The 22,726-nt window shown below is 71.2% G+C and carries 21 protein-coding genes; 10 read left to right on the top strand and 11 right to left on the bottom strand.

The genetic code is table 11. The annotated features are described in order from the left end of the window. Positions 1-219 precede the first annotated feature (219 nt). Positions 220-990 carry a CAP domain-containing protein gene (locus tag AB0M26_RS15475; RefSeq protein WP_365260417.1) on the top strand — a complete coding sequence of 257 codons (771 nt, stop codon included), beginning with the start codon at positions 220-222 and terminating at the stop codon, positions 988-990. A 96-nt stretch (positions 991-1,086) separates the two neighbouring features. Here the strand turns inward: AB0M26_RS15475 and AB0M26_RS15480 are convergent, their stop codons facing one another. Both AB0M26_RS15480 and AB0M26_RS15485 read right to left on the bottom strand, forming a co-directional pair. After that, the gene (locus AB0M26_RS15480; protein WP_365260420.1) at positions 1,087-2,490 is read right to left on the bottom strand and encodes a HAMP domain-containing sensor histidine kinase; all 1,404 of its coding nucleotides are present in this window, start codon (positions 2,488-2,490) and stop codon (positions 1,087-1,089) included. Further along, a complete protein-coding gene (locus AB0M26_RS15485) occupies positions 2,487-3,227 on the bottom strand; it encodes a response regulator transcription factor (RefSeq protein WP_365260423.1) in 741 nt (246 codons plus the stop codon). The genes AB0M26_RS15480 and AB0M26_RS15485 overlap by 4 nt, the downstream gene beginning before the upstream one ends. Before the next feature lie 36 nt (positions 3,228-3,263). Here AB0M26_RS15485 and AB0M26_RS15490 point away from each other — a divergent pair, with 36 nt between their 5' ends. After that, complete coding sequence (locus tag AB0M26_RS15490) at positions 3,264-3,830, top strand: hypothetical protein (RefSeq protein ID WP_365260426.1); 567 nt, start codon at positions 3,264-3,266, stop codon at positions 3,828-3,830. Between the two features lie 106 nt (positions 3,831-3,936). Here AB0M26_RS15490 and AB0M26_RS15495 read toward each other — a convergent pair whose 3' ends face one another. After that, the gene (locus tag AB0M26_RS15495) at positions 3,937-4,707 is read right to left on the bottom strand and encodes a hypothetical protein (RefSeq protein WP_365260429.1); all 771 of its coding nucleotides are present in this window, start codon (positions 4,705-4,707) and stop codon (positions 3,937-3,939) included. A gap of 1,096 nt (positions 4,708-5,803) precedes the next feature. Between AB0M26_RS15495 and AB0M26_RS15500 the strand changes: the two genes are divergently transcribed. Genes AB0M26_RS15500 through AB0M26_RS15510 form a run of 3 tightly spaced genes read left to right on the top strand, consistent with a single transcriptional unit; the run spans position 5,804 to position 9,284 of the window. Further along, entirely contained in the window at positions 5,804-6,616 is an 813-nt protein-coding gene (locus tag AB0M26_RS15500; RefSeq protein WP_365260431.1) for an SAM-dependent methyltransferase, read from the top strand. Then, positions 6,613-8,787 (top strand): EAL domain-containing protein, encoded by a 2,175-nt coding sequence (locus AB0M26_RS15505; RefSeq protein ID WP_365260434.1) that lies wholly within the window; start codon positions 6,613-6,615, stop codon positions 8,785-8,787. The genes AB0M26_RS15500 and AB0M26_RS15505 overlap by 4 nt, the downstream gene beginning before the upstream one ends. Next, complete coding sequence (locus tag AB0M26_RS15510) at positions 8,784-9,284, top strand: hypothetical protein (protein ID WP_365260437.1); 501 nt, start codon at positions 8,784-8,786, stop codon at positions 9,282-9,284. Before AB0M26_RS15505 ends, AB0M26_RS15510 begins: the two co-directional genes overlap by 4 nt. A gap of 96 nt (positions 9,285-9,380) precedes the next feature. Here the strand turns inward: AB0M26_RS15510 and AB0M26_RS15515 are convergent, their stop codons facing one another. After that, positions 9,381-10,409 carry a rod shape-determining protein gene (locus AB0M26_RS15515; protein WP_365260440.1) on the bottom strand — a complete coding sequence of 343 codons (1,029 nt, stop codon included), beginning with the start codon at positions 10,407-10,409 and terminating at the stop codon, positions 9,381-9,383. 190 nt (positions 10,410-10,599) lie between these two features. After that, positions 10,600-10,827, bottom strand: a complete 228-nt coding sequence (locus tag AB0M26_RS15520) for a dodecin (RefSeq protein WP_365260443.1) — start codon at positions 10,825-10,827, stop codon at positions 10,600-10,602. Positions 10,828-10,964: 137 nt separating this feature from the next. On the opposite strand from AB0M26_RS15520, the gene AB0M26_RS15525 reads away from it, so the two are divergent. From AB0M26_RS15525 to AB0M26_RS15535, 3 genes are all read left to right on the top strand, one after another. Next, positions 10,965-11,741, top strand: a complete 777-nt coding sequence (locus tag AB0M26_RS15525; RefSeq protein WP_365260446.1) for a GNAT family N-acyltransferase — start codon at positions 10,965-10,967, stop codon at positions 11,739-11,741. A gap of 26 nt (positions 11,742-11,767) precedes the next feature. Then, positions 11,768-12,772 carry a lysophospholipid acyltransferase family protein gene (locus AB0M26_RS15530; RefSeq protein WP_365260449.1) on the top strand — a complete coding sequence of 335 codons (1,005 nt, stop codon included), beginning with the start codon at positions 11,768-11,770 and terminating at the stop codon, positions 12,770-12,772. Positions 12,773-12,882: 110 nt separating this feature from the next. Continuing rightward, positions 12,883-13,251 carry a DUF427 domain-containing protein gene (locus tag AB0M26_RS15535; RefSeq protein WP_365260452.1) on the top strand — a complete coding sequence of 123 codons (369 nt, stop codon included), beginning with the start codon at positions 12,883-12,885 and terminating at the stop codon, positions 13,249-13,251. Between the two features lie 54 nt (positions 13,252-13,305). Here the strand turns inward: AB0M26_RS15535 and AB0M26_RS15540 are convergent, their stop codons facing one another. Beyond that, positions 13,306-13,872: a nucleoside deaminase gene (locus tag AB0M26_RS15540; protein WP_365260455.1), complete on the bottom strand. Its 567-nt coding sequence runs from the start codon at positions 13,870-13,872 to the stop codon at positions 13,306-13,308. 92 nt (positions 13,873-13,964) lie between these two features. Here AB0M26_RS15540 and AB0M26_RS15545 point away from each other — a divergent pair, with 92 nt between their 5' ends. Both AB0M26_RS15545 and AB0M26_RS15550 read left to right on the top strand, forming a co-directional pair. Then, entirely contained in the window at positions 13,965-14,936 is a 972-nt protein-coding gene (locus AB0M26_RS15545) for an antibiotic biosynthesis monooxygenase (RefSeq protein WP_365260458.1), read from the top strand. Between the two features lie 225 nt (positions 14,937-15,161). Beyond that, on the top strand, positions 15,162-16,547 hold the full coding sequence (locus AB0M26_RS15550; protein ID WP_365260461.1) for an FAD-binding oxidoreductase: 1,386 nt from the start codon (positions 15,162-15,164) through the stop codon (positions 16,545-16,547). Between the two features lie 285 nt (positions 16,548-16,832). Here AB0M26_RS15550 and egtD read toward each other — a convergent pair whose 3' ends face one another. From egtD to AB0M26_RS15575, 5 genes are all read right to left on the bottom strand, one after another. Further along, on the bottom strand, positions 16,833-17,804 hold the full coding sequence (egtD, locus tag AB0M26_RS15555) for an L-histidine N(alpha)-methyltransferase (protein WP_365260464.1): 972 nt from the start codon (positions 17,802-17,804) through the stop codon (positions 16,833-16,835). Further along, positions 17,801-18,559: an ergothioneine biosynthesis protein EgtC gene (gene egtC, locus AB0M26_RS15560; protein WP_365260467.1), complete on the bottom strand. Its 759-nt coding sequence runs from the start codon at positions 18,557-18,559 to the stop codon at positions 17,801-17,803. Before egtC ends, egtD begins: the two co-directional genes overlap by 4 nt. A 49-nt stretch (positions 18,560-18,608) precedes the next feature. Next, positions 18,609-19,958, bottom strand: a complete 1,350-nt coding sequence (gene egtB / locus AB0M26_RS15565; protein WP_365260470.1) for an ergothioneine biosynthesis protein EgtB — start codon at positions 19,956-19,958, stop codon at positions 18,609-18,611. Then, positions 19,955-21,229, bottom strand: coding sequence for an ergothioneine biosynthesis glutamate--cysteine ligase EgtA (gene egtA / locus AB0M26_RS15570; RefSeq protein WP_365260473.1), 1,275 nt, complete (start codon positions 21,227-21,229; stop codon positions 19,955-19,957). Before egtA ends, egtB begins: the two co-directional genes overlap by 4 nt. 175 nt (positions 21,230-21,404) lie before the next feature. Next, positions 21,405-22,346 (bottom strand): LysR family transcriptional regulator, encoded by a 942-nt coding sequence (locus AB0M26_RS15575; RefSeq protein WP_365260476.1) that lies wholly within the window; start codon positions 22,344-22,346, stop codon positions 21,405-21,407. Between the last annotated feature and the right edge of the window lie 380 nt (positions 22,347-22,726).

Genomic DNA, 22,726 nt, shown 5'->3' on the forward strand with positions numbered 1-22,726 from the left:
ATGATGGCGGAGTGCGCACTGGGACGGAAGATGCCGTCCTCGACCGGTTTTCGGAAAGAGTTTCCCGCCATCCGAAGTGATGTCTGAGCTGAGTCTTATGGGTTCTTGAAGATCTCGGCCGAATGATGATCGGGCCCGATCGGGCGCATATCGTCGCTGACGGCGGCCGGACGACAGCCCGGACCCGCTGCACCCCCCAGCCCCACGGAGGACGACCGCATGAGCTCTCGCCACGGCAATGGACGACGCATCGCGTCTCACCGGCGCCCGCGCGACGGGCGGCCGGTCCGTCGTATCGCCCTGACAGCCGGGATCCTCACGGTTGTCGGAGGCGTCGGCGCCGGAATGGCGGTCGTGCAGTCGGGCGGCGACCCGGTGGCCGATGCGTCCACTGCGGATCGTGCCGCTTCCTCGGCGTCCCCCATGGCCGAGGAAGCGGTGCCTCGCACCTCCTCCGGCTCCCCCTCGGAGTCGAAAAGCTCAACCCCCAAGCGCAAGAAGACCACGAAGCCGTCCCCGCGGCGTACGGCCACGAAGACGGCGGCCGACCGCGACACGCAGGAGGCCACCCGCAGCACTCCCACGCGCCGGCCCGCGCCCGCCGCGACCGGCGATGCCGCCCGGATCGTCCAACTGGTCAACCAGGAGCGGGCCAAGGTCGGCTGCAGCCCCCTCAAGACCAATGCGAAGCTGAACGCGGCCGCGCAGAAGTTCACCGACGCCATGGCCCGGTCCGGCACGCTCTCGCACACGGGCTCCGACGGTTCGCAGGTGCAGGACCGTGTGGAGCGCGAGGGATACACCTGGTCCAGGGTCGGCGAGAACATAGCCCAGGGGCAGAGCAGCCCCGAAGAGGTCATGAACTCCTGGATGAACAGCCAAGGCCACCGCGAGAACATCCTCAACTGCTCGTTCCGGGAGATAGGCATCGGCATCCACAAGGGCGACAACGGCCCGTGGTGGACCCAGGACTTCGCCACCCCCCGCTGACGGCCGGTCCGGTGCAGCCCTGCCGAATCGATTCCGCAGGATCGATCGCCGCCGGCGGACCCGTCGCCGGGTCGATCCCCGCGGACGGGGCCGGCCTCAACCTCGCTGTGCAGACTTCCGGGCACGCCGGGCCGCGCGCACCGGCCCGCGCTTCCGCTCCGCGTCCAGCCCCAGCGTCACCCGTACATGCGCGCCGCCCATGGGCCCGCGCGCGATTCTGACCTCTCCGCGTGTGGCGCGCGCCGCGCGGTGCGCGATGTCCAGTCCGAGGCCCGTCGAACCGCCCACGCTGACCCCCCTGGCCAGAGCCAGGTCCGGATCCTCGATGCCGGGTCCCGCGTCGTCCACGGAGAGCAGCACGGCCTGGGCGGTCCGCTCCACCCGGACGGTGAACGCCGTTCCCTGGGCCGTGTGCTGGAAGACATTGCCGATCAGGGCATCGACGACGGCCGCGAGATCGTCGTGCGGCAGCCGGACGGACGTCGGCTCCGAGGTGGCGATCAGCCGGCAGTCCCGGCCCTGCTGGGCGGCCAGCACCGACCAGAACTCAACGCGGCCACGGACCACCTCCGAGACCTCGGACCGCTGATCGCCGGACAGACCCGCGATGTCGGCCGGGCGCCCGGGCGCCTCGGGTCCGTCGGAGACTCCGCCCAGCGGTCCCACGGCCAGCGGTGTCCGCGCCGCCGAGATGATCGAGTCGAGTTCGGTCTCCAGGTTGGTGATGGCGGCGTTGAGCCGCTCCGCGCCGGGCGCCGACCCCATCCGCTCCGCCTCAAGATGCAGCGCCGTCAGCGGGGTGCGGAGCCGGTGCGAGAGGTCGGCCACCAGCTCGCGCTCCATCGCCAGAAGCTGGACGACACGGTCCGCCATCGAGTTGAAGGCCCGGCCCGCCTCCGCCAGCTCGGGCGGTCCGGCCGGGTGGACCCGTACGCCAAGATCTCCCGAGCCCAGAGCATTGGAGGCCCGCGAGAGACCCTGGGAGGAGCGCACGACCCGTGCGCCCAGCCGGTCGGCGACGAGTACGGAACCGGCGACCAGCCCCAGTGCCAGGACGGACATGACGACCCACGACAGAGCCACGCCCCGGTCGAGATCCTCGCGCGGGACGAAGGACTCCACGACGGCCACCCGGTTCTCGGCGAGGATCACCGGCTGCAGGTAGACCCGCCCGGCCGCGGTGGACACGGCGAGCGTCTTGCGCTCGCGCTCCGCCCGCTGGAGGCCGTGCGGCGGCGCGTGCTCCGCACCGATGACGTCCCCGTCCGGCAGATGCACGCCCAGCCGGTCCCCGGCGTCCAGTCCGGAGACGGCCTGCTGGACGTCCGAGGGGCGGGTGGTGAGGGCCAGTACGGGGGCGAGCGCTGAGGCCCGCTGCTCTGCCTCGGTGGTCGCGCGGCTCCGCGCCTCGGACTGGACAAGAAGGGCAAGAGGTATCAGAAAGGACAGAGCCACCATGGATGTGACCGCGAGCGCGACCCCTGCGAGTGCCCGTCTCATCGCGGTGCCACCAGCTTGATGCCGATACCTCGCACAGTGTGCAAATACCGCGGCTTCGCCGCCCTTTCGCCCAGTTTGCGACGAAGTGCCGAGAGGTGGACGTCGATGGTCTGATCCTCCACGTACGGCTGGCGCCATACGTCCGCCAGGATCCGCCGCCGGGAGACGACCTGGTCAGCGTGCGCGGCCAGATAGGCCAGCAGGTCGAATTCGCGCCGTGTCAGCCGCAGCTCCCGCCCGGCCAGGTGCGCCGTTCTGGCCGCGGGATCGACCTGCAGGTCCCCGACCTGGATGACGCGCGGCGCCGCGGGTATCGCGCCGTCCGGGGGCGCGCTCGCCCCTTCCGCGCCCGGCGGGAACGGTGCGGCCGAGCGCGCCGACGTACGCCGCAGCACCGCTCCGAGACGGGCGGCGAGCTGCCCGCCGGAGAAGGGCTTCACGACGTAGTCGTCCGCGCCCGCGTTGAGCAGCTTGATCACTTGCGCGTCGTCGTCCCTGGCGGTGGCGACCACCACGGGCACCTGTGAGATACCTCGCAGCATGCGGAGCACGTCCGTCCCGTCCAGGTCCGGCAGCCCGAGATCGAGCACTACGACGTCCGGAGGGCGTTGGGTGACCTCGCGCAATGCCTCGAAGCCCTGTGAGGCGCTGTGCACCACATGCCCGTGCGCGGTGAGCACTTCGATCAGTGCACTCCGGATCACGGGGTCGTCTTCGACGAGAAGCACGGATGCCATGGCGCAGCACGGTAGCCGGTCCGACACTATGGTGTCGTGCCTCGCTCTCTGCGCTACCTGCTCATATGGATCTCCTGCACCGCCGTCAGCGTGACGGCGGTGATACTCACGGTGCATTTCGTGGTCGGGTCCACCAAACCGACCCCGCCCGTGGCCCGCTCCGCGCCGACCGTGTTCTCCTCGCCGTCCGAGCAGGCCCGCAAGACCAAGAGACCCTCCAAGCCGAGCCCTTCGGCGACCAGCCGCGCCCCGACGCGCAAGCCCAGCCCCAAGCCGACGCCCGCCCGCACCTCGCACCCGCCCTCCCCGACGCCGGCGTCGCCGTCCGGGCAGCCGACGGCGACGCAGTCACCGGCGAACTGCACCGAGGGCGGCTCGGGTGTGCAGACGATTCAGTCGGCCGGGGGCCAGGCCACGGTCCGCTTCGGCGACAACGGCGTCTGCTTCGTCTCCGCGATCCCCACCCAGGGCTTCACCGTCCGGACGTCGCAGACCGAGCCGACGACGCTGCGCGTGATCTTCTCGGGCGACCGTCGGCAGTCGGAGATCATGGCGACGACCGAGCCGTACGACCGGGCGGAGGTCACGGAAACCTCCTGGTAGGGCGCGCTGTTGGTGAAGGCGCCCCGACCGCGGCCCTCGCGTGCGCTCGCGACGGTGCTCGCGCCCGCCCCGCGGGCCGGGGGCGTTCGCCCCGGCCCTGCGGTCGTCAACCGCCCCCGCCCGCACCGGGGAAGAGCGTGAGGAAGGGCGCGGCCGAGGTATGGCCGTCCCTGCCGAGGGGCGCGTCGAAGTTCCAGATGAGGAAGAGCAGAAACGCGATGAGCGCGCTGAAGAGGCCCGCCATCAGCAATTCGCGCCCCGAACGCCGGATCTGGAGCATGAAGATCATTCCGACGGAGGCCACCGCACCGGCGATCAGACCGAACCACACCACGCCCGGCATCGTCGCCCCCGCACTCTCCGCGCGCGCGGTGCGCGCGCTGTCCGCCGCGGCCACCTGGTCGACGACGGGCTGGTACGTCTGGCTCTCCAACTCGGTGCGCGGTACATGGGATGAGACGTCCCGCCGCACCCGGTCGAGCAGAACGGTGCCGCGGCCGGTGAGTTCGTCGTGCCGGGCCATGTGCGGCCATTCCCGCTCGACCACGTGCGCGACGTACACGTCCACGTCGCGGCGGATCTTCTCCCGTGCCTTCTCCGGATAGACGGCGGCGCGTGCGCTGACCTCGTGCAGCGCCTGCGCCTCGGTGCGTACGGCGTCCTCGGCCGCCCCGCGCGCCTCCCAGACGCCCGCGATGGCCAGGCCGAGCACGATCGCGTACACCACGCCGATCATCATCGTCATGTACTCGAGGACGTCCGGGGTTTCGGAGGGGTCGTCGTTCTCGCCGATGCGGCGTTGGTTGAGCATCACGATGACGAGGACGACGACGCAGGCGGCGGCCATCGCGATGGTCAGCACCAGCCAAGCGGACATACGGGTTCCTCCGGGGTCGGATGGTCGGCCTGGTCAGCGGCGCGAGCGAGGGCGCAGGGCGGCGGCCGCGAGCACGGCGGGCGCGGTGATGAGCAGCGTGGTGGTCACCACCGATGAGCCCTCCGGCTCCTTGCGTGCCATGACGGGATGCGCCCGGGGCAGCGAGGGCGTCGGGCTCGGCGTGGCAACGGGCTTGTCGGCGGGCGGAGTCGGGTGCGGCCGGGGCGGCTTCGTCGGCGGAGCCGGCGGCCGTGGGGCCCGGGTGACGCGTGGCGGGGGAGGGGGCCGGGTCACGGCCGGCGGGGGCGGCGGTGGAGGAGGCGCGGGCTTGCGGCACTTGATCCCCGAGACGGCACCACCCGGGCCCGCCGACGCCACCATCTCCGGCACGGACCCCCGGCAGAATTCGAATTCGGCGACGGCGCCTCCCGCGGAGGCCGTTGCCCGTACTTCGGGCCCGTCCCAAGCGGCGGCGGATTGTTCCACCATCCCCACCATCAACATCGCCGCGGCCGCCCCGAGTCCTGCGCTCGCGGTGACAACCCCCACCCGGTGCCATGTGCTCACGCGGGAAATCTGTACAGCGGCGGAGGCGTTCACCCGGGACATCGGGGCAATTCCCCCTGTGGGATGGATCTGCCGCGTACCGGGTTTGGGGAACCGATAGGGGCCCCGGGACCGTACCGAACGGATGTCCGCGTCAATACGGGCTCCGGGGAGGCCGGATCCCGCCGGCTCAGGGTCTCGTGGCGCGGGCCCCTACGGTGTCCGGGGAACCCAACTCCTGGACATCGCAGAGCACTTCGTCCATATGACTCTGAGCACACTTCAGGGGCGTGTGGGGCGGTGGATCCTTTGCGGATGCACTCGCCGGACGCCACTATGTCCAGCGGGAACCGTCGTCTGCGAAGGGGGCGGGAACGGATTCTCGCCCGCCCCCGGGTGCACGCGGGCGCACATGCCGATGGTTATTGACGGGAACGGACCGTAGATTTCCGTTTGGTGTTCCCCTGTTCACGGGCGATCAGTAGCCTCAGCTCAGACACCGGCATGCACATGGCCGGACCAACCATGGCAGACGAGCTGGAGAACATTGATGGATCGTCCATCCTGGGCCCCCCAGGGAATCGACCTTTCTGTGCCGAGTGTGTCGCGGATCTACGACTACTACCTGGGCGGCTCGCACAACTTCGAGGTCGACCGGGAAGCCGCGCGCAAGGCGATCGAGATCATGCCGGGACTGCCCAAGATCATGCAAGCGAATCGTGCATTCATGCGGCGTGCCGTGAGCTACGCCGTGGACCAGGGCATCACCCAATTCCTCGACATAGGTTCGGGCATACCCACGTTCGGCAACGTCCATGAGGTCGCCCAGTCCATCAGCCCGGGCGCCCGCATCGTATACGTCGACAACGACCCGGTGGCCGTGGCGCACAGCGCTGCGGCCCTTCAGGGCAATCCCGACGCGGGGATCGTGGCGGCCGATCTTCGCAAGCCGCGGGAGATCCTCGACAGTCCCGAGGCGGCGCGCCTCCTCGACCTCGACGAGCCCGTGGCTCTGCTCCTCGTCGCCGTCCTCCATTTCCTCCCCGAGGAGGAGGACCCCGAAGCCGCGGTGACCGAGCTGCGCGACGCGCTCGCCCCGGGCAGCCTGCTGGTGCTGACCCATGCCTCGACGGAGGGCGGCCCCATCTCCGAGGAGCAGGGCGAGCAGGTCCAGGGCGTGTACCGGAAGGCGAGTTCACCGCTCGTCATGCGGACGCGGTCGCAGGTCGCCCGGTTCTTCGACGGATTCGAGTACGTCGAGCCCGGGCTCGTATCGATGCCGTACTGGCGGCCGGACACCCCGCCCGAGCACGAGGACCCGATGGCCTTCACCGGTTTCGCAGGAGTGGGGCGCAAGGCGTGACAAGACGGCCCTCCGAATCCGGGCAGCCGGACAGAGACGGTCCACGGGACGGACCCGAGGACCGGCTGCGCCGTTTCGCGAGAATCTGGAGCCGGGCGATCTACCCGGCCACGGCCACGTCCATGACCCGGGCCGAGTTCGAGGACTACCTGATCCCGCTGGCCCGGACCCTGCGCGAGGCCCTCACAGCACGCCCCTTCGACCCGGCACCCGCGCTGGACATCGGCACGGCCCTCGTCGCCGCCCACTGCACCGACCCCGGCGCCCTGCCGCGCTCGCTCGGCGTCGTCGACTCCTATCTGGTCCTCTACTGTTCGCCGGGGAACGCCTTCCCCGCGGAGGAGAGCCGCGCCCGCTGCGCGCGGCTGCAGCACGCCATCGCCGCCGGCTTCGCCCAAGCGCTGCGCGAACGGACCCTGATCGAGCAGGAGGCGGTCTCCCGTGCCGCGCTGACCGCGCAGGCCGAGGCCGAAATGGCGCTGCACGCCAGTGAGGCGATGTTCCGCGCGGTCTTCGAGGGCGCGGCGATCGGCATCGGGATCGCCGACATGAACGGCGACATCATCGACCTCAACGACGCGCTGACGCAGATGTTCGGCGGCCACGAGGACCATGTGCGCAGCAAGAAGGTCACCGACTGGGCCCACCCCGAGGACGAGCCGGGTGTGTGGAGCCTCCAGAGCGAGGTGTCGCGCGGCGAACGCGACCACTACCGCGCCGAGAAGCCGTACTACCGCACCGACGGCACCGTGCTGTGGACCAACCTCACGGTGTCGCTGCTGCGGGACACCGCGGACCGGCCCCAGTACATGCTGGCGCTGATGGAGGACATCACGGAACGGCGGCTGCTGCATGAGCAGTTGCGGTACGAGGCGACGCACGACGCGCTCACCGGGCTGCCCAATCGCACGCTCTTCTTCGAGCGCCTTGAGGCGGCCCTCGCCGAACGGGACGGAGTCGCCCGGTTCGGATTGTGCTACCTCGACCTGGACGGGTTCAAGGCGGTCAACGACAGCCTCGGCCACGCCATCGGCGACCAGATGCTCGTGGCCGTCGCCGACCGGCTGCAGACCTGCCTGACCTCGCCCGACCAGTTGATCGCGCGGATCGGCGGCGACGAGTTCGTGGCCCTGATCGTGGATCCGGAGAGCCAGGACGACGTCACGGCCCTCGCACACAGGATCCTCGACGCGCTCTCCGAGCCCGTACGGCTCGAAGGCCGGGACCTCCTGGTCCGTGGCAGCATCGGCATCGTCGACGGGCCGGCGGGGGAACTCGGCCCGGAGGAGGTGCTGCGCAGCGCGGACATCACGATGTACCGGGCCAAGGCCGCGGGCGGCAACCGCTACGAGCATGCCGACCCCGAGGCCGACGTGCTGGCCATCACCAAGTACGGGCTGATCAACAGCCTTCCCGCGGCCCTGGAGCGCGGTGAGTTCTTCATCGAGTACCAGCCGCTCGTACGCCTCTGCGACGGGATGGTTCACGGGGCCGAGGCACTGGTGCGCTGGTGCCATCCGCTGCGCGGGGTGCTGGGCCCCGATCAGTTCATACCGCTGGCCGAGAACACCGGGCTCATCGTGCCGCTCGGCCGCTGGGTGCTGGCTGAGGCCGTAAGGCAGGCCAGGGACTGGCAGTTCGAGGGGTGCGAGGGGCCGCTGCGGGTCAATGTGAACCTCTCGCCGTTCCAGCTCCGCCATCCCGGTCTCGTTCGCGACACGGTCGAGGTGCTGAAGGAGGCGGGGGTCGAACCCACCGCGCTGTGCCTCGAAGTCACCGAGAGCGCCCTGATCGGAGCCGACGAGACCTTACTGCGGCCGCTGCGGCAGCTCGCCGATCTGGGGGTCGACATCGCACTCGACGATTTCGGCACCGGCTACTCGAATCTCTCCAACTTGCGTCGCATGCCCCTGAGTACGCTCAAACTCGACCGTTCGTTCACCCGGGGCATGCAGCACGACCCGGCCGACCCGATCGATGTCAAGATCGTGGAGGGCGTGGTGTCGCTCGCCCACACCCTCGATCTCGCGGTCACGGTGGAGGGCGTGGAAACGGGCGCGCAGGCCGAGCACTTGAAGGTCCTCGGCTGTGACACCGCCCAGGGCTGGTACTACGCCCGCCCCGGGCCGCCCGAGCGGCTGCACGCCCTGTCCCTGGTGGACGCCTCATGACAGCGCAGGGAAGGGCGGGTGTCAGGCCGATCGCCGTCTTCGACCTGGACGGGACCCTCTCCGACACCGCCCACCGGCAGCACTTCCTCGAGCGGCACCCCCGTGACTGGAGCGCCTTCTTCGCCGCTGCGGTTCAGGACCCGCCGTTGAGGCAGGGGGTCGCGCTGGTCCTGAGCAGTGCCGAGGAGTGCGAGGTGGTGTACGTGACGGGGCGGCCCGAGCGGTGCCGCCGCGACACCCTGGCGTGGCTGGACCGGCACGGGCTGCCGCAGGGCCGGTTGATGATGCGGCCCAACAGCGACCGCAGGCCCGCCCGGACCATCAAGCCGGAGATCCTGCGCGGGCTCGCCCGCGGCCGGGAGATCCGCCGGTTCGTGGACGACGACGAGTTGGTCTGCGACGCCGTCGAGCGTGCGGGTTTCCCGGTCGTACGGGCCCGCTGGGCCCCCGCCTCGCCGGCACTGCGGGACGCCCAGGAACGCGACGGCCGGACCTGAACGCGCTGATCCCGGTTCCCGCGCAGGGAACCGGGATCGGTTCGTATCCGGGCCGAAGCGGCGCCGACGGCCTTGAGGGAGGGGCGTGACCCGCGGTCAGCTCGCGAGCGGATCCAGGTGCAGCGGCCGGACCTTTCCCTCCAGCATCGCCCCCAGTCCCCGGACCGCACAGGTGTCGGGGCGCTCGGCGGTGTGCGCGGGCATGCCGGTGGCCCGGCTGAGCATGGCGTCGAGACCCGGCAGCAGAGCGCTGCCGCCGGCCAGCATGATGCCGCGGTCGGAGAGATCGGCGACCAGATCCGGAGGACAGCGGCGGAGCACGGCGCGGATGCCGTCGAGCACACCTGTGAGCGGGGTGCCGATGGCCCGCCGTACGCCCGCGGTGTCCACGATCACCGATCTCGCCAGGCCGGTGGTCACGTCCCGGCCGTGCACCTCGGCCCGGTCGGGGGACTCGTCGGTCGCGTGCAGGACCAGGTGCAGGGGGCGCACCGCGGGGTTGGGCAGCATCAACTCGTGCTCGCTGCGCAGATGTTCCACCACCGCATGGTCGATGGAGTTGCCGCCCACCGGGATCGTCTCGGCGGCGACGATCGACCCAAGGGAGAGGACGGCCACCTGGCTGGTCGCAGCTCCGCAGACCACGATCATCGTCGCCTCGGGCTGTTCGACCGGCAGCCCGCACCCGACCGCCGCACAGATGAGGGTGTCGGCGAGCTCCACGCGCCGGGCGCCCAGTGCCGTGAGCGTCTCCACCGCGGCCCGCTGGGTGAGGGGCTCGCTGTCGTGCGGGGTGCAGGCCGCGATCCGCAGGGTGGGCTTGCGGCGCCACGCCTTGCGCAGCTTGTTGCCGATGAGCTGACGGAGCATCCGCTGCGCCATGTCGATGTCGACGACCGTGCCGCCGGAGACCGGGCGGACGACGCGGATGTGTTCGGGGGTGCGACCGGTCATCTTCTCGGCCAGTTCGCCGACGGCGAGCAGCGCACCGGTACGGGTGTTCACGGCGGCCACGCTGGGCTCGTCGACGACCAGGCCGGTGCCCTTGAGAAACACCCTGGTCCGGCAGGCGCCGAGGTCGACGGCGACCGAGCAACGGCGCAACTGCTCAAGGCTTCCGGGCACGTGAGTCCTCCCCTGAGAGAACGTAAGCGAACAGCGCGGTGGATGCCGCTTTATCCAGCTTGCCCGCTTTCCTCTTTATATGCCCGATCTCTTGCGCCGCCCGGGCGATGAACAGCCCGAACGGAGGAGCCCGGCACGGTGCACGCGGGCCGGGGTCCGCGTGCCCGGCGGCCATCGGCGTACGCAGCGGTCAAGCGCCGGTCCCGTCGGCGTCCTCGAGCCGGAAGCCGACCTTCAGCCCGACCTGGAAGTGCTCGATCTCGCCGTCCACGAGGTGTCCGCGCACCTGCGTGACCTCGAACCAGTCCAGCTGGCGCAGCGTCTGGGACGCACGCTTGATCCCGTTGCGGATCGCGGCGTCGACGCCCTCGGGCGAGGAACCGACGATCTCGGTCACCCGGTAGGTGTGAGCAGTCATGGCCTCTCCCTGGTGACGGGCCCCGGCGGGGGCCGGTTTCCCCCTCTGTCCACCGTGCCCCAGCCATTCAGCCACCGCACATCCGCCGAACCCGAAACGGTCACGTCAAGGCCAGCCCGCGCGGCCATCAAGGACCCATGACCATTTCACCGCCACTGGCCCCCACTCCCCGGGACGCTGCCACCCGCCCCCGCTACTCGGTCTCCCTGGCCCGCGACGAGGAGGACGTACGGGCAGCCCAGCGCCTGCGCCACGACGTCTTCGCCGGAGAGATGGGCTCCCTGCTCACCACCACGGAGCCCGGACTCGACGCCGACGCCTTCGACGCGTACTGCGACCACCTCCTCGTACGCGAGGACAGCACCGGCACCGTCGTCGGCACCTACCGGCTGCTGCCGCCCGGACGCGCGGACATCGTCGGACGGCTCTACTCCGAGTCCGAGTTCGACCTCTCCGCCCTGGCGGGGATCCGCGGCGACCTCGTCGAGGTCGGGCGCTCCTGCGTGCACCCCGACCACCGGGACGGCGCCGTCATCTCCCTCATGTGGGCCGGCATCGCCCGCTACCTCACCGGCGCCGGCCACAACTGGCTCGCCGGCTGCTGCTCGATCCCGCTCGCCGACGGCGGTGCGCTCGCCACCGGCGTATGGGAGAGCGTCTCGGCCCGGCACCTCTCGCCCGAGGAGTTCCGGGTCGCCCCGCACCATCCCTGGTACCCCCACCGTGCGCCGCGCTCCGGCCGCACCCCGCTGCCCCCGCTGCTCCGCGGCTATCTGCGGTTGGGTGCCTGGGTGTGCGGGGAGCCCGCGTACGACCCGGACTTCGGGGTCGCGGACCTGTACGTGCTGCTCTCCCTGCACCGTACGGACCCGCGCTATCTGCGCCACTTCCTCTCCCTGGCCCCGGCGTCGTGAGCGGCGCCGGGGCGACCGCCGGGCCTGTGCGGGGTCCGGCACGGGCCCGATGGCTGCCGAGTGCGCCCTGCACACCGGAGGACTGCCTGACGGACCTGGCGCCGCCCGTCGCGGGACCGAGGCGGGCCGCCCGGTGGCTCCTGGCCGGGGCCGTGCTGCTCGTGGGCATCGTGCTCTCGCCCCTGGCCCGCCGCTGTCCCCCGGCCCGCCGGGACCGGCTGACCGCCCGCTGGTGCCGCGCCGTGGTCCTGGCCTTCGGTGTACGGATCGAGGTCAGCGGCTGCGTGCGAGAGGGGCCGGTACGCGTCCCCGGTGGCGCCCTCGTGGTGGCCAACCATGTCTCATGGCTGGACGTGCCGCTCCTCGCCTCGGTGCGACCCGGCAGGAACCTCGCCAAGAGCGAGGTCGCGGCGTACCCCGTCCTCGGTCCTCTCGCTGCCAGGGGAGCGACGATCTTCCTGGAACGGGACCGGCTGAGGGCCCTGCCCGGGGCGGTCGCCGAGATGGCCGCGGCGCTGCGCGCGGGCTCGACGGTCGTGGCCTTCCCCGAGGGCAGCACCTGGTGCGGCATCGCATACGGACGTTTCCACAACGCCGTCTTCCAGGCCGCCCTCGACGCCGGGGCCCCCGTCAGGCCCGTCCGGATCCGCTACCGCCTGCGGACCCGGCCGGGAACCCGAACGGCCCCGGCGGCGGCCTTCGTCGGCGAGGACACCCTGCTCGCCTCGCTGCGCCGGGTCGTGGCCGCCCGCGGTCTGGTGGCCGAGGTGACGGTGCTGCCGCCGATCCCGACGGAAGCCCGCACCGACCGGGCCGCGCTGGCCCGCGCCGCGCACGCCGCCGTGACAGGCGAGGAGGAGCCGGGCGGAGCGCCGGCGGGCAGGGAAGGGCCGTACGGGGTTCATGCGCGCCTGCACACTTCGCCCACCGTCGCAAGCGGGGGCCGGATCGCCGTCCCGCACGCACGGACCGCGGTGACCTCCGCCCGGCGGCCGGTGCGGACCGGGCCGTCCTCCGCCCGTGACCGGTGACGCCTCCGGCGGCGCCCGGGCATGCGGAATCAGGTCCCCGGCGGCAGCGTTGCAGGGGGTACGGCCTCCAGCGCCCAGGCTCGGGGCAGCGACCGACGAAGGAGTATCCGATGGCAGGCGGACACATCGTGGAAGCGCTTCCCGGCGCGGAGCGCATCAGGGTGGAGATCGGCGGCCGAATCGTCGCCGAGTCGGATCGCCCGGTACTGGTGCACGAGACCGGGATGCCGGTCCGCTACTACCTGCCGCCGCAGGATGTGGCCCTGGAGCTCTTCGAGCCCACCGCCACCCGGACGCACTGCCCGTTCAAAGGCGACGCCTCGTACTGGTCCTACCGCGACGGCGAGGGCCGGGTGCTGGCCGACGTGGTGTGGGCCTACACGGACCCGCTGCACGGTGTCGCGCTCATCAAGGACCACCTGTGCTTCTACGACACCAAGGCCCGGATCGTCGTCGACACCCCCGCCGGCGCAGGGTGACGCCGGGCGGGGGCGGTGACGAGGGCCTACGACTGACGGTTTGTCAGGCAGGCCTCAGTACGGGTGCTTGTCCTTCTTGTGCTCCCAGGCGTCGTAGGCCCGTGCGCCCACCTCGGGGTAGAGCTGCTCGACCTTGATGCTGCGCTCGCTCGTGGGCCGCTGGAAGTCCTCGTACTGGAAGGCGTCGCTGAAACCGATCTCCTCGGTGGCCTCCCAGTCGCAGCTGAAGTACACGGCGCCGATACGCGACCAGTAGATCGCGCTCATGCACATGGGACAGGGTGCGCCGCTGGTGTAGATCGTGCACCCCTGCAGCATCCGCGCGCGCTCGGGGACGACATCGGGGGAACCCTCGGGTCGGGGTATCAACTCCAGGGTGAATTCGTTCTGATGCTCCTCCGAGACCGTGGGCGCCTCGGGGTTGAGGAGCTGAACGGCCTTGCGGATGGCTTCGACCTCGCCGTGGGCGGTCGGGTCTGCGGTCAGCAGCACACGGTTCTGGCCGCGGGCGATGATTTCGCCGTCGTGGGTGATCACGGACCCGAAGGGTCCGCCCCAGCCTTTCTCGACGGATTCGGTGGCCAGCCGTGCGGCCTCTGCCAGGAACTCCTTGTGTCCCATCTCCGTGCCTCCCGTCTGCACGATGCGTTGAGGGCATTGCCCCTCTATGCACCAATTTGCTCCATAAATGCCCGCGGCGCTACGCTGGTGAGGTGAATCGGAGCGCAACGCCCAGTGCACGCGAGGACAGCGCAACGGTGGTGACCTCGCAAAAGGTTCGTCGGGGCTTCGACGACGATTACCAGAGCTGGCAGGAGAAGACGAACCGCATCGTCCAGCGTTTCGAGGGTTTCGAGGGCACCGAGCTCTACCCGCCGAGTGCGGGAGCCGACAACGAATGGACCGTCGTTTTCCGCTTCTCCCGCATGGACCAGCTCGCCGCATGGCTGGATTCCGGGACCCGTCGTGAACTCCTCGACGAGGAACGGCCGTTGCTCGAGGAGGAGCCGACGCAAGAAGTGCTCGCAGGTGGCGCCCCGGCCGAGGAGAGCGGTGTCACCGCGGTGATCTCCCACGATGTGCCACCCGAGCGTGCGGAGGACTTCGAACGATGGCAGGAGAAGGTCCTGAAGGCGCAGCAGTCCTTCCCGGGCTTCATGGGGTCGGAGATGTTCCGTCCCGTCCCCGGGATCCAGGAGAACTGGGTCGTCGCGTTCCGGTACGACACGCGGGAGCACCTCGACCGCTGGCTGGACTCCGGCACGCGGGAGAAGCTCCTGAAGGAAGGCAGTGGCCTTTTCAGGTCCTTCGACGTACGCAAGGTCGGCTCGGCCTTCAGCGGGTGGTTCCGCTTCGAGGAAGGGACGGAGAAGGGAATTCCGCCCAACTGGAAGCAGGCCATGACCGTTCTGCTGGCCCTGTATCCCACGGTCATGGTGCTGAATCTGACGGTGGGATTCGAGCTCGACAACGTCGGCGTTCCCGCGTGGTTCGGGATCTTCGTCGGAAACATCTGCAGTGTCGCCCTCCTGACGTGGGTTCTGATGCCGCTGGTGACCCGGGCGTTCGATCGCTGGCTCGCTCCACGCGGGCGGCCCGGCATCCGCCTCCATGTGGCGGGTGCCCTCGTCGTCGTGGCGTGCTACCTGCTGCTGCTCGTCATCTTCGGGCTGACCACAAGCTGATGGGCGTCCGGCCCGTATCCGGTATGTCCGAGCGCGGCGGTGGGGCGACCCGGCCCGTCGCGAGGCCGGAACCCGCGAAGCGGGAACCTGCGAGATCGGAACCCGCTGCGGCACTGGACCCGGTGGTCGTACGAGGACGGCCTCGTGCGGATCCCGGGCGGGCCCACCGGCCCTCTCCTTCCGGCAGACTCGGAGGCGAAGCGGCGGGCCGGCGAGGAGGCAGACGTGAGCGCACGGAAACAGGCCCCCGTCATCGAGGGTGAGGTGCTGTGGAGGGACGATCCCGGCTACGAGCACGCATGGGCGGGGGCGTTGTGGAACCGGGTCAAGCCGCGCCGGTACCCGGAGGTCATCGTCCGGGCGGCCTCCGAGCGGGATGTGCCCGCCGCCGTGGACCTGGCCCGCGCCCGCGGTATGCGCATCGCGATGCGCGCGGGCGGCCACAGCTGGTGCGGTTCGCCGCTGCGTGACGGCGGGATGCTGCTCGACCTCTCGCAGCTCCGCCGCTGGGACATCGACGCGGCCTCCGCCACGGCGACGGTCCAGCCCGGCGTCATCGGCAGCGAACTCGCCACGGAACTGACGCGCCGTGAACTCGCCTTCCCCGCGGGCCACTGCGCCACGGTCGCCCTCGGCGGCTACCTCCTCAGCGGCGGCCTCGGCTGGAACTCCGGCCTCTGGGGGCCGGCCTGCGCGAGCGTCGAGGAGATCGAGGCGGTGACGGCCGTGGGTGAGACGGTCCGGTGCAACCCCGATGAGCATCCCGACCTGTTCTGGGCGGCGCGCGGCGCCGGACCCGGATTCTTCGCCGCGGTCACCGCCTTCCGGCTGCGGCTGTACCCGCGCCCGTCATCGGTGGCCAGCACGAAGTATGTCCTTCCCATGGCCGACACCGCTGCCGCCGTGCGCTGGGCCGTGGACGCCGCGCACCGCCTGCCCCCCAACGTCGAACTGAGCTTCTTCCTGGGCACGGCCGATCCGCCCCTGGCGTCGGGCCGGCCCGCGCCCAAGGCCGTAACCATCAGCGCCACCGCCTTCTCGGACACCGGCCGGGAAGCCGCCGCTGCCCTCGAACCGCTCCGGGACTGCCCGTTCGCCTCCCGCGCCCTCTCCCGGCAGATCGCCGAACCGACCCCGCTCGACACCCTCTACGGTGCCGCGAGCGACGCATGGCCCGCCGAACACCGCTACGCCGCGGACACCCTCTGGTCGGACGCGCCTTACGAGACCCTGCTGACGGAGCTCGCCGGTGTCATCGAGGCGGCCCCCTCCGACAAGGCCCTCGTCCTGGCGCCCGTCGCACCCGTGGGCCGGAAGCGGGAACTCACCGCGGACATGGCCTTCTCCGCGCTCGGCGAAAGCTACGTCGTGCCGTATGCGGTGTGGGACGACCCGGCGGAGGACGAGGCCAACATCAGCTGGCTCCGCGAGACGATGCGCGCGATCGAACCGCTCGGCACGGGCCACTACATAGCCGAGACCGACCTCAGCGCCGACCCGTCGCGCGCCCGCCGCTCGTACACGGCGGAGGACTGGGAGCGGCTGCAGAAGGTGCGTGCCGGATACGACCCTCAGGGGGTCTTCCACTCGTATCTGACGCCTGACGCCTGACGCCGCCTGAGGCCCTGACGCCTGACCCCCGACGCCCGACGCCTGACGCCCGAGGCCTGACGCCCGAGAGGCCTGACGCCTGACCCCCGACGCCCGACGCCCGACGCCCGAGGCCTGACGCCCGAGGCCTGACGCCCGAGAGGCCTGACGCCCGAGAGGCCTGACGCCTGAGGCCCTGACGCCTGACGCCTGACCCTTGCGCCCGACGCCTCCCCGACGGCCGGGGTGTACGGTCCCCGCGCGCAGGCGGCCGTTGCCGGACCGTACACCCCGCCGTCTCCCGTCTCAGCGCCCGTCGGCGGTGGACGCCAGCGAGAGGGCGAACCGGCCCTCCTCGTCCGTCCACCAGCGTCGCAACTCGAGTCCCGCCGCACCGAGTTCTGCCCGCACCCGGTACTCGCGGAACTTCGCGGACACCTCCGTCCGCAGCTCCTCGCCCTCCGCGAAGGAGACCGCCAGGTCCAGCGCACGGACCTTGGCGGTCATCGCCGTACGGGCGCGCAGCCGCATCTCGATCCACTCGTTCTCGGCGTCCCACAGGGCGACATGGTCGAAGGCGTCCGGATCGAAGTCGGCTTCCAGCTCGCGGTTCATCACGGTCAGTACGTTCTTGTTGAAGGCCGCGGTGACTCCGGCGGAGTCGTCGTAGGCGGCCACGAGTGTGCGCTCGTCCTTGACCAAATCGGTGCCCAGCAGCAGGAAGTCGCCCGGCGTCATCAGGGAGCTGACGGCGCTGAGGAAGACGGCCCGCTCGTCGGGCAGCAGATTGCCGATCGTTCCGCCGAGGAAGGCGATCAGGCGCGGCCCGGGCGTCTCGGGCAGGGTCAGGCCGCTCTGGAAGTCCGCCACCAAGGCGTGCACGGTCAGCTCCGGATGCTCCGCGAGCAGGCTCTCACCGGCCTGGGTGAGGGCCGACTCGCTCACGTCCACGGGCACGTACGCCGTGAGGCCGGCCAGCGCTTCCAGCAGGTAGCGGGTCTTCTCCGAGGAGCCCGACCCCAGTTCGACGAGCGTGCGCGCGCCGGTGGCCTGGGCGATGTCGCCGGCGCGGTGGGTGAGGATCTCCCGCTCGGCGCGGGTCGGGTAGTACTCCGGCAGCCGGGTGATGTCCTCGAACAGCTCACTGCCGTGGGCGTCGTAGAACCATTTGGGTGGAAGCTGCTTGGGGTCGCGGGTGAGCCCGTGCAGGACGTCGGACCGCAGGGCGGCGGCGGTGGCGTCGGCGGGCAGGGTGCGGGTCACGGTGAACGGGCTCACGTGCTCGGCTCCTTGAGGGGGGTCAGGAGTACGTCGGTGCGGGTCGCGGTGAGAAGCGTGCGGTCGGGGACCGGGCTCCAGCGGGCGTCGTCGTCGTACGGCTCGGAGGCCACGGTCACGGCGTGCCGCTCGCTGTCCGTGAGATACCACAGGGTGTCGCCCCATGCCGTGGCAACGATCGATGTCCCTTCGGTGAGCAGCAGGTTCAGCCGGGCCCCGGGGGCGGCCTCGGCGACCGCCGCGACGGTGTCCGCCAGAGCCTGGCCGGGCTCGTCGCCGGACCGCAGCCGGTGCAGGACGAGCGCCCAGACGAACGCGGAGTCCGTACGGGCCTCCATGCTCAGCAGGTCGACCACCGGAAGTGTGGCGGCCTGGGCGGCCATCGACTCCGGCCAGGCGGGGACGGCGCCGTTGTGGCTGAACAGCCAGGGGCCGGAGGCGAACGGGGCTGCCGCGGTCTCCCCGTCCGCCCCTTCCAGAGTGGCGTCGCGCACGGCCGCCAGCAGGGCGGTGGTCCGGACGACACGGGCGAGATCGATGAACGAGCCGTCCGTCCAGATCGGGACCGCGCGGCGGTAGCGCGCGGGTACGGGGTCGTTCCCGGCGTACCAGCCGACGCCGAAGCCGTCGGCGTTGACCGTCCCGTAACGCTGGTGGCGCGGCGCCCAGGACTGCCGGAACAGGCTGTGCTGGGGGGCGGACACGACGGCCCCGACGGTCGTCTCCGGTCCGGTGTACGCGAGGTGACGGCACATCAGCACCGCCCCCCGCGCGCACGCGCCGTTCGGGAATCCACCGGAGTCCTCACGCCGCCTCCGGACCTGCGTCGCGGGCCGTACGGAAACCGGAGAAGATCTGGCGCCGCACCGGCAGGTCCCAGTTGCGGAACGTGCCGCGGCACGCCACCGGGTCCACCGCGAAGCTCCCACCCCTCAAGACCTTGTGCCCGGGTCCGAAGAAGACCTCCGAGTACTCCCGGTACGGGAACGCCGCGAAGCCCGGGTAGGGCAGGAAGTCGCTGGACGTCCACTCCCACACATCGCCCATCAACTGCCGTACGCCCAGCGGCGACGCGCCCTCCGGGTAGCTGCCGACCGGTGCGGGCTGCAGATGGCGCTGGCCGAGGTTGGCGTGGTCGGGCGAGGGGTCCGCGTCGCCCCAAGGGTAGCGCCGGGAGCGGCCGGTGTCCGGGTCGTGGCGGGCCGCCTTCTCCCACTCCTCCTCCGTGGGGAGCCTGCGCCCCGCCCAGCGGGCGTACGCGTCGGCCTCGTACCAGCTCACATGCAGCACCGGCTCGTCGGGCGGTACGGGTTCGGTCACCCCGAACCGGCGACGCAGCCACGTGCCGCCGCCGTCCCGGCGCCAGAACAGCGGTGCGGCCAAGCCGTGTTCGCGGATGTACGCCCAGCCCTCCGACGCCCACCAGCGCGGGTCGTCGTATCCGCCGTCGTCGATGAACCGCTCGAAGGCGCCGTTGCTGACGGGGACCGTGTCGATGAAGAAGGCAGGCACGTCGCGGTGGTGACCCGGGCGCTCGTTGTCCAGGGCCCAGGGCTCGGTCGAGGTGCCCATGGTGAACGGACCGCCGGGGATGAGGACTTCGGACCGCAGGGCCGCGCTGCCGGCGGGCGCGCGGGGCGGAGGGGGAGCACTGAGCGCAGCCGGTCCGCGCCGGAGCTGGTGGGTGATGAGCATCGTCTCGTCGTGCTGCTGCTCGTGCTGCGCGACCATGCCGAAGGCGAAGGCTGAGTCGACCAGGCGGTCGCCGCCGGCGAGCGCGGTGGTCTCGAGGACGTCGAGTACGCGGTTGCGGACGTCGTCGACGTAGGCGCGGGCCTCGGCGGGCGGAAGCAGGGGGAGGGAGGGACGCTCGGCGCGGGGGTACTCGAAGGCGTCGTAGACCTTGTCGATGTCGGGGCGCAGAGCGTCGCGTCCGCCCACGGCGCGCAGCAGCCACAGCTCCTCCTGGTTCCCGATGTGTGCCAGATCCCAGACAAGGGGCGACATCAGGGGCGAGTGCTGGGCGGTCAGATCGGGCTCGTCCACACAGGTGGTGAGGGTGGCCGTGCGCTCGCGAGCGCTGGCGAGGGCGTCGGCGGCGCGCTGCCGAAGCGTTTCCGCATCCCCGAGGGGCGCGGGCCCTGTGGCGGTCATGAGGGGTCTTCCTTCCCTGTACGGGGGTCGAGCAGGTCGTCAGCGGGACATCGTCCGCGCAGGACGTATCGGTCGGTGAAGGCAGCGACTGCCTCCTGGAGCGGTGCGGAAGCGCCGAGCCGGGGCAGCGCCTCCTGTGCCGCCGTGAACGCGGCCACCGCTGCGGCGTGCAGTTCCGGATCGGTCAGGGCGTCACGTGCCGCGGTCTCCCACAGCGGATTGCGGGGCGCGGGCTGGAAACCCGCCACCTCGGCCAGCGGCTTGACGGCTCGGTAGACGTCCTCGGACGCCTCCGGGTCGTCGAAGAGGGCTGCCGTGACCGCCAGCGGGACACGCCATCCGTCGTCGCCCGACTGGGCGTCGATCATGCGCAGTTCCAGATGGCCGCGCGGTCTGACGGGCGGGAAAAGGGTGGTGATGTGGTAGTCGAGGTCCTCCAGTGTGGGTGGCCGCGGGAGCCTGCCGTCGATCCAGTCCCGGAAACTGAGCTCTACGGGTGCGGTCCATGGACCGTCATGGGAGCGCACGCACATCACCGGCGCCTCGAGCACGTAGGCCGCCCAGTCCGCCCGAGGACTGAACCCCTCGACGGGCGCCTGGGAGCGGCCCGGGTCGAGCTGCGCCCATACGGCCTGCCGGGTGGAGCGCCAGCCGGTGCGACACCCCTCCAGCCTCGGGGAGTTGGCGAATGCGGCCACCAGAACGGCGCCGAGGAGATGGGCGAGCCGCCAGCGCCGCGCGTAACCGAGCGGACCCGGCTCCTCGTTGCCCGCGTCCAGGCACACCTGCACGGACGCGGAGGAGCACATCATGACGCGGCCGGAGGGACCGAGACGGTCGAAGTACGTCTCCATGGCGGCGTACCTGGGCTGGTCCAGGAGGCGGCGGGGGGAGAGGACCGGTTCGCATCCGTGGCCCACGAGGCCGAGTCCGTGGGCCCGGAGTTCGGCGCGGACGCGAGCGAGATCGGTCGCGGCACCCTCGATGCACTCGGTGAGGGAACGGGCCGGTGGCGGGCTGACTTCGAGCTGACCGCCCGGTTCGAACGTGAGCGGTGACCGGAGCGTCAGGGTGTTCAGGCCGGCGACGGCGGCGGCGTGCCGGTCGGGGTCGACGGGAAGGGAGGGATCGCTGAGATCCCGGACGAAGAACTCGAGTTCGACACCGACGCGCTGCGGCGGACCGGTCTTGAAACAGATGCCGTGGACGTGGGCCTGGGCCTCGGCCTGGGTCAGCGCCCTGGCCCGGTTCGCCCGGTCTTCGTGAAGCACGGTCGGATCCTCCCGTCGAAGGGACCTCGTGCACCCTGCCGCCCGCCGGCGGGGTGCTCCGTACCACCTAAGCGATCGAGGGACGCGCCCTCAAGTGGGCCGCGTCCCCCGGTCGGAACTCATGAGCCATCAGTCGGAAACGGATCTGCCGGACCCGCGGGCGGGCGGTGACCCGTCACGTGGGAGCGATCAGTTCCGTTCCTCCTGGAAGCCTGCCCCGCTCCGCGGCCTCCCGCAAATGGGCGAGAAGGACCCGTCGCAGCTCGCGGGCCGCCCGGGGCGGGGCCACGTCCGTACGGTGGGCGAGCGCGATGGTGCGCTGCGGGCGGGGCGGGGCGAAGGGGGTGGCGCGCAGCCCTGGGGCCGCCCGCTCGGCCACCATGCTCGGCAGGACGGCCACGCCCAGTCCCGCCCGGACGAAACCCAGAACGGCGTCCATCCCACCGCCCTCCACCGTGAACGTCGGCTCGAAACCGGCGGCCCGGCAGGCGGCCACCGTCAGATCCCTGAGGTCGTAGCCCTGCCGGAACATCACCATCGGCCGGTCGCGCAGGTCGGCGGTGTGCACGGGAGCCCCGCCGCCCGGGGGCGGCACGGCCGCCGGGGAGACCACCACGAGGTCCTCCCGCAGCAACTCCGTGGTGGTCAGGGCGGGGAGGGGGCCGGTCAGCGGCAGCACCACCAGTGCGAGGTCCAGCGCGCCCCGGCCCAGATCGCGTACGAGGTCGTGGGAGCCGCTTTCCTCCAGCTCCAGCCGGATGACCGGGTGGAGATCGTGGAAGGCGCGCAACACGTCCGGGAGCAGGCCCGTGCACAGGCTCGGGGGCGCACCGAGGCGCACCCGGCCGCTACGGAGCTGGACGAGCTCCTGCACCTCGTAGCGGGCGGTCTCGGCGTCCGCGAGGATGCGCCGGGCCAGTGGCAGCAGGGCCTCGCCGGCGTCGGTGAGCGCGATGTTGCCCCGGGCGCGGCTGAACAGTTCCGCCCCCAACTCCCGCTCCAGCGCCCTGATCTGCTGCGAGAGCGAGGGTTGTGCCACATGGACGCGCTCGGCAGCGCGGGTGAAGTGACGGGTCTCGGCCACGGAGACGAAGTAGAGAAGCTGCTGGAACTGCACCCGCCAAACGATAGGAAGTCTCTATCAGAAGCGCCATCCCCATAGGACTGCTTGGAGTACTGAGATAGGTGGTGCCTATCGAAATCCTCTCCTGGATCTGTCGACGAAGGGATCTACAGCGTCTGAAGGCATGGCAACGCGAGCCGGGCGCGTGGCGATGCTCGCGCGGGGCGCATCGGCTCGGCGGCGTGTGACGCGGGCCCGGGGCGTGTGTCGCGGTCTGCCCCAACGGCTCCGCGGTGCCGGGCGTCGCGGGCTCGAGGCGATCCGGAACAGACGGCCTAGTACTCCAGTGCGGTTTTGTGATCTATCCAGTGGGTCCGTCGGCGGATCGTCGTTGGTAGTGGCTGCGTCGGGCTGTTGCTTGGTGGCGTCTGCGC

The sequence above is a fragment of the Streptomyces sp. NPDC051776 genome (assembly GCF_040681345.1).
Classification (GTDB): Bacteria; Actinomycetota; Actinomycetes; order Streptomycetales; family Streptomycetaceae; genus Streptomyces.

What these genes read in the sequence shown, in the direction of transcription:
- AB0M26_RS15475 (WP_365260417.1), top strand. Translation starts at nt 220, where the DNA reads ATGAGCTCTCGCCACGGCAATGGACGACGCATCGCGTCTCACCGGCGC.
- AB0M26_RS15480 (WP_365260420.1), bottom strand. Translation starts at nt 2,490, where the DNA reads ATGAGACGGGCACTCGCAGGGGTCGCGCTCGCGGTCACATCCATGGTG.
- AB0M26_RS15485 (WP_365260423.1), bottom strand. Translation starts at nt 3,227, where the DNA reads ATGGCATCCGTGCTTCTCGTCGAAGACGACCCCGTGATCCGGAGTGCA.
- AB0M26_RS15495 (WP_365260429.1), bottom strand. Translation starts at nt 4,707, where the DNA reads ATGTCCGCTTGGCTGGTGCTGACCATCGCGATGGCCGCCGCCTGCGTC.
- AB0M26_RS15500 (WP_365260431.1), top strand. Translation starts at nt 5,804, where the DNA reads ATGGATCGTCCATCCTGGGCCCCCCAGGGAATCGACCTTTCTGTGCCG.
- AB0M26_RS15510 (WP_365260437.1), top strand. Translation starts at nt 8,784, where the DNA reads ATGACAGCGCAGGGAAGGGCGGGTGTCAGGCCGATCGCCGTCTTCGAC.
- AB0M26_RS15520 (WP_365260443.1), bottom strand. Translation starts at nt 10,827, where the DNA reads ATGACTGCTCACACCTACCGGGTGACCGAGATCGTCGGTTCCTCGCCC.
- AB0M26_RS15525 (WP_365260446.1), top strand. Translation starts at nt 10,965, where the DNA reads ATGACCATTTCACCGCCACTGGCCCCCACTCCCCGGGACGCTGCCACC.
- AB0M26_RS15535 (WP_365260452.1), top strand. Translation starts at nt 12,883, where the DNA reads ATGGCAGGCGGACACATCGTGGAAGCGCTTCCCGGCGCGGAGCGCATC.
- AB0M26_RS15540 (WP_365260455.1), bottom strand. Translation starts at nt 13,872, where the DNA reads ATGGGACACAAGGAGTTCCTGGCAGAGGCCGCACGGCTGGCCACCGAA.
- egtC (WP_365260467.1), bottom strand. Translation starts at nt 18,559, where the DNA reads ATGTGCCGTCACCTCGCGTACACCGGACCGGAGACGACCGTCGGGGCC.
- egtB (WP_365260470.1), bottom strand. Translation starts at nt 19,958, where the DNA reads ATGACCGCCACAGGGCCCGCGCCCCTCGGGGATGCGGAAACGCTTCGG.